The sequence below is a fragment of the Streptomyces viridosporus genome, from assembly GCF_002078235.1.
GTDB lineage: Bacteria > Actinomycetota > Actinomycetes > Streptomycetales > Streptomycetaceae > Streptomyces > Streptomyces viridosporus.
This window is the reverse complement of sequence record NZ_MSGP01000427.1, coordinates 1-5,379: the sequence shown is the minus strand read 5'-3', so window position 1 is coordinate 5,379 and position 5,379 is coordinate 1. Positions and strand designations below refer to the sequence as shown.

The following is a 5,379-nucleotide window of genomic DNA, read 5'->3' as shown; positions in this document are numbered from 1 at the left end:
GGGTGGGCCGGGTCGCTGATCTCGGCGTGGGCGTTGACCATGCTGCACCCCTTGGAGCCGTGCTCCGCCGCCCACGCGCGCGAGGCCTCGAAGACGGCCAGGACGCGCGCCGCCGGCTCCGGCCCCGCGGCGTCGAGGTAGGGGGCGAGGAAGGCCCGCCAGCGCTCGTCACGAGCCGCGAGGTACTCCACGACGATCTGCTCCTTGGAGCCGAACCGGTCGTAGAGGGTCTTCTTCGTCACCCCGGCCTCGGCGGCGATCAGGTCCACCCCGACGGCGTGGATGCCGCGCTCGTAGAACAGCCTTCCGGCGGCCTCCAGGACGCGCCGTGCGGCAGGCGTCAGCGTGATCCGTCGGGGTCCCTCGGCAGTGCCCATGCCTCCGAAGTATACCGATCTGTATAGTGGGCAGTCGGTATACCGATCTGTTTACCAGGAGGGACGGACGGAGGGGACGGCATGCACCTCCTGCTCTCGGCGGCCTTCGTGCTCTGCTGGAGCTCCGGGTTCATCGGGGCCAAGCTCGGCGCGGAGAGCGCGTCCGCGGTCACGATCCTGATGTGGCGGTTCCTGCCGCTGGCCGTCGTGCTGGTCGCCGTCGCCGCCTTCTCCAGAACGTCGTGGCGGGGCCTCTCGGTACGGGACGGGGCCCGGCAGGCCGTGATCGGCGCGCTGTCGCAGAGCGGCTACCTGCTCACCGTCTACTCCGCGATCCGGCTCGGGGTCTCCAGCGGCACCACCGCCCTGATCGACGGCGTCCAGCCCCTCGTCGCCGGGGCCCTCGCCGGGCCGTTGCTGCGCCAGTACGTCTCACGCCGGCAGTGGCTCGGCCTGTGTCTGGGGGTGAGCGGCGTCGCCCTCGTCACCCTGGCCGACGCCGCGGCCGGCACCGGCGCGGCCTGGTGGGCCTATCTCATCCCCTTCCTCGGCATGTTCTCGCTGGTGGCGGCCACGTTCCTGGAAAGCCGCTCCCGTGTGCGGGTCGCGCCCATGGTGTCGATGACCGTCCACTGCGCCACCAGCGCCGTCGTCTTCACCGCGCTCGCCGTGGGCACCGGGGGCGCGAAGCCGCCCGCCGGGACCTCCTTCTGGGTCGCGATCACCTGGCTCGTGGTGCTGTCGACCTTCGGCGGGTACGGGCTGTACTGGCTCATCCTGCGGCGCTCCGGAGTCACCGAGGTCAACACCCTCATGTTCCTCATGGCCCCGGTCACTGCGGTCTGGGGAGCCCTCGCGTTCGGTGAGCCGTTCGGCCCGCAGACCGCCCTCGGTCTGGCCGTCGGCCTCGCGGCGGTGGTCGTCGTCCACCGCGGGAACGCCTCCCGTGCGCCGCGGCCCGCCCGGCACTGAGGAGAGAAACCGAGGAGAGAGGCAGGGAAAAAACCGGGAAAAAAAGAGGGACGGCCGGGCGGGTTCACCGCGCCGGCCGTCCCCTTCAGGTCTCCGGGTCTCCGGGCCTCCGGGAGGGCCCGCTCAGAGGAACGAGTTGATCTCGATCGTCTCGTCGCGGCCCGGGCCCACGCCGATCGCGGAGATCGGGGCGCCGGACATCTCCTCCAGCGCCTTGACGTACGCCTGGGCGTTCTTCGGGAGGTCGGAGAAGGACTTGGCCTTGCTGATGTCCTCGCTCCAGCCCGGGAGCATCTCGTAGACCGGCTTCGCGTGGTGGAAGTCCGTCTGCGAGTACGGCAGCTCCTCGACGCGCTTGCCGTCGATCTCGTAGGCGACGCAGACCGGGATCTGCTCCCAGCCGGTGAGGACGTCGAGCTTGGTGAGGAAGAAGTCGGTCAGGCCGTTCACCCGGGTCGCGTAGCGGGCGATGACCGCGTCGAACCAGCCGCAGCGGCGGTCGCGCCCGGTCGTCACACCGCGCTCGCCGCCGATGCGGCGCAGGGCCTCGCCGTCCTCGTCGAAGAGCTCCGTCGGGAACGGGCCGGCGCCGACGCGGGTCGTGTACGCCTTCAGGATGCCGATGACGCGACTGATCTTCGTCGGGCCCACGCCGGCGCCCGTGCAGGCGCCGCCCGCGGTCGGGTTGGACGAGGTGACGAAGGGGTACGTGCCGTGGTCGATGTCCAGCAGCGTGCCCTGGCCGCCCTCGAAGAGGACCACCTTGTCCTCGTCCAGCGCCTGGTTGAGGACCAGCACGGTGTCGGCGACGTACGGCGCCAGCTTCTCGGCGTAGCCCAGCAGCTCCTCGACCACCTGGTCCGCGGCGATCGCGCGCCGGTTGTAGAGCTTGGTGAGGACCTGGTTCTTGACGTCGAGCGCCGCCTCGACCTTCTGGGTGAGGATCGACTCGTCGTACAGGTCCTGGACCCGGATGCCGACGCGGTTGATCTTGTCGGCGTAGGTCGGGCCGATGCCCCGGCCCGTCGTACCGATCTTGCGCTTGCCGAGGAAGCGCTCGGTCACCTTGTCCACCGTCACGTTGTACGGCGTGATGATGTGGGCGTTGCCGCTGATCAGGAGCTTCGACGTGTCGACGCCGCGCTCGTTGAGCCCGCTCAGCTCGGAGAGCAGGACCGAGGGGTCGACGACGACGCCGTTGCCGATGACCGGCGTGCAGCCGGGTGACAGGATTCCGGAAGGGAGCAGGTGGAGGGCATACTTCTGGTCACCCACGACTACCGTGTGGCCGGCGTTGTTGCCGCCCTGGTAGCGCACCACGTAGTCGACAGAGCCACCGAGCAGGTCCGTGGCCTTTCCCTTGCCCTCGTCACCCCACTGAGCACCGAGCAGCACAAGTGCGGGCACGCGCGTACACCCCTTCCGGGCGGGGCATGTCCAAGGTCAGGGGCGTACGCGGAGGATCTCCGCCGCGTGCACCGCGACCACCGTTGGCCGCCAACCGTCGGACCGGATGCCCCGGAATAGACGAAGCCCCCGGCGCAATAGCGCAAAGGGGCTCTTGCACAAAGATGCTACCCGAGGAAGCGAGGCATGGCCGAGGTGGCGACTTCCGCGACGTCCGATCAGCTCCTGGTGGTCATCGATCCGGTCGCCCGGCGCACGGACGGTGAGTCCGTGCGCATCGCGAAGGACGTGCTCGGCGCGGGTGCGCAGACGAAGCTGTGCCTGCCGGACGGCCCGGAGGAGTTCGCCCGGGCACTGGCCCGGCGCGGGTCGCGGCGGCCGGTGGTGATCGGGGACGACCGCGCCCTGGTGCGGGCGGTCGCCCTGCTGCACCGCCGGCGGGAACTCGCCGCCTGCGCCCTGTCGCTCGTCCCGGTCGGGGGTGCGCTGGACCTCGCCCGGTCGCTGGGGGTGCCGACGGGGGCGGTGGCCGCGGCGCGGGCCGTGCTGGAGGGGGTCGAGCGGCGGATGGACCTGCTGGTGGACGACAGCGACGGCGTGGTGCTCGGCGCGGTGCGGATCCCGCCCCTCGGGGCGGCGCCGGCGCCGGAGGCCGAGCAGGGGCGTCCCTGGCTGCGGACGTGCCAGTCCCTGGTGCGGACCCTGGTGCCGGCCCGGCCGTCCCGGATCGTCTCCGCGCCCGAGACGGGGCCCGCGCGGCTGCGGGTGGAGGTCGACGGGAAGACGCTCGTCGACCTGCACCAGTCGGTGCGGACCGTGTCGGTGGTCCCCGGCGCGTCCGGGACGGCCCGGGTCGAGGTGCGGCCGGCGTCGGTGGGCGCGGAGGCGTCCCCGCTGGCGGCCGAGGGACGCACGGTGACCGTGTCGGGCGCGCACTTCCGCTACCGGGCGGACGCACTGGTGTCGGGGCCGGTGCGGACCCGGACGTGGGAGGTGCGGGAGGAGGCGTGGGGGATCGTGCTGCCGGCGCGGTAGCGGCCCCGGGATCCGCGTCAGGGGGCCTTGAACCCCGTCGTGTCCAGCAGGCCCTCGAAGCTGTGGGGCTCGGTGCCGTTTGTCGTCGGTCGCTCTGCCATGACTGTCATGATGCGCCCTCCCTGGAGACGGACCAGCCACAACCCGGCGTAGTCGATCGACTACATCTGCATGACCGGCTCCGGGGATCCCGCCTCACCCCCGCCCGAACCGCTCCTCCCGGTGCACCCGCCAGCGTCCCATCATCGCCTCGACCTCCTTCTCGACGAACTCGAAGAAGGCGAGCGTCTCCGCCAGCCGGCGGCCCGCCGGGGTGCCCGGGCCCAGACTGGCGACCCCCTCGCGCAGACCGTCCTCCCAGCGCCGGATGACGGTCTCGCGGTTGGCGAGGGCCTCGTACCACTGGTCGCCGTGCACGCGGTACCGCTCCCGGCGCGAGCCCGGTTCCCGTTCACGGGAGACCATGTGCTGCTGCGCCAGATAGCGCACCGCCCCGGAGACCGCGGCCGGCGAGATCTTCAGCCGCTCCCCCAGCTCGGCGGAGGTCAGCACGCCCGTGTCGGAGGAGAGCAGGGCCGCGAAGACACGGGCGGGCATCCGCGGCAGTCCGGCTTCCACCAGCTGCGCGGCGAACTGCTCCACGAACCGCGAGACCGCCTCCGGGTCCCGGTCCGCCCCGGCCGGTTCCGCCATCGCCCGATCATCTCCCCTGCTCAGACAGCTTCCGCCAGTCTAACCTCCACTTCACACACTTCCCTGTCTTCACAAATTTCTGAAAGAAGCGTACGTTCCGAAGCATGACGAAGGCCATCAGCGTCTCCGGACTCCACAAGTCGTTCGGTCGCACCCGCGCACTCGACGGTCTCGACCTGGACGTCGAGTCCGGCGAGGTCCACGGATTCCTCGGGCCCAACGGCTCCGGCAAGTCGACCACCATCCGCGTCCTGCTGGGCCTGATGCGCGCCGACTCGGGCGCCGCGCAGGTGCTCGGCCTCGACCCCTGGGCGAACGCCGTGCAGCTGCACCACCGCCTCGCCTACGTCCCCGGTGACGTCGAGCTCTGGCCGAACCTCACCGGCGGCGAGGCCATCGACCTGCTGGCGCGGCTGCGCGGCGGCCTGGACCGGAAACGGCGCGCCGAGCTCATCGAGCGCTTCGACCTGGACCCGACCAAGAAGGGCCGCGCCTACTCCAAGGGCAACCGGCAGAAGGTCGCCATCGTCGCCGCGCTCGCCTCCGACGCCGAGCTGCTGCTCCTGGACGAGCCGACCGCGGGACTGGACCCCCTCATGGAGGTCGTCTTCCAGGACGTCATCGGCGAGGCCAAGGCCGCCGGCAGGACGGTCCTGCTCTCCAGCCACATCCTGGCGCAGGTGGAGAAGCTCGCCGACCGCGTGAGCATCATCCGACTGGGGCGCACCGTCCAGTCCGGCACCCTCGGCGAGCTGCGCCACCTGACCCGCACCACCGTCGAGGCGGAGACCGAGCGGCCCGCCACCGGCCTGGACCGCCTGCCCGGCGTCCACGACCTGGAGGTCGTCGACGAGGCCACCGGCCGGATCCGCTTCGCCGTCGACGGCGGCCGGAT

The 5,379-nt window shown here is 71.5% G+C and carries 6 protein-coding genes; 3 read left to right on the top strand and 3 right to left on the bottom strand.

The features are described from left to right. Positions 1 to 377, bottom strand: a 377-nt coding sequence (locus B7L92_RS27685; RefSeq protein ID WP_143626387.1) for a TetR/AcrR family transcriptional regulator, incomplete at its 3' end; no start/stop codon positions are given. Positions 378 to 458: 81 nt separating this feature from the next. On the opposite strand from B7L92_RS27685, the gene B7L92_RS27680 reads away from it, so the two are divergent. Then, positions 459 to 1,349, top strand: coding sequence for a DMT family transporter (locus tag B7L92_RS27680; protein ID WP_081240082.1), 891 nt, complete (start codon positions 459 to 461; stop codon positions 1,347 to 1,349). A gap of 123 nt (positions 1,350 to 1,472) precedes the next feature. On the opposite strand, the gene B7L92_RS27675 is transcribed toward B7L92_RS27680, so the two are convergent. Continuing rightward, positions 1,473 to 2,756, bottom strand: a complete 1,284-nt coding sequence (locus tag B7L92_RS27675) for an adenylosuccinate synthase (RefSeq protein WP_081240081.1) — start codon at positions 2,754 to 2,756, stop codon at positions 1,473 to 1,475. Positions 2,757 to 2,942: 186 nt separating this feature from the next. Between B7L92_RS27675 and B7L92_RS27670 the strand changes: the two genes are divergently transcribed. After that, the gene (locus B7L92_RS27670) at positions 2,943 to 3,791 is read left to right on the top strand and encodes a diacylglycerol kinase family protein (protein ID WP_081240080.1); all 849 of its coding nucleotides are present in this window, start codon (positions 2,943 to 2,945) and stop codon (positions 3,789 to 3,791) included. Positions 3,792 to 3,986: 195 nt separating this feature from the next. On the opposite strand, the gene B7L92_RS27665 is transcribed toward B7L92_RS27670, so the two are convergent. Next, positions 3,987 to 4,484 carry a GbsR/MarR family transcriptional regulator gene (locus tag B7L92_RS27665; protein WP_081240079.1) on the bottom strand — a complete coding sequence of 166 codons (498 nt, stop codon included), beginning with the start codon at positions 4,482 to 4,484 and terminating at the stop codon, positions 3,987 to 3,989. 104 nt (positions 4,485 to 4,588) lie between these two features. Here B7L92_RS27665 and B7L92_RS27660 point away from each other — a divergent pair. Then, on the top strand, positions 4,589 to 5,379 hold a 791-nt coding region (locus tag B7L92_RS27660; protein WP_107501620.1), incomplete at its 3' end, for an ABC transporter ATP-binding protein.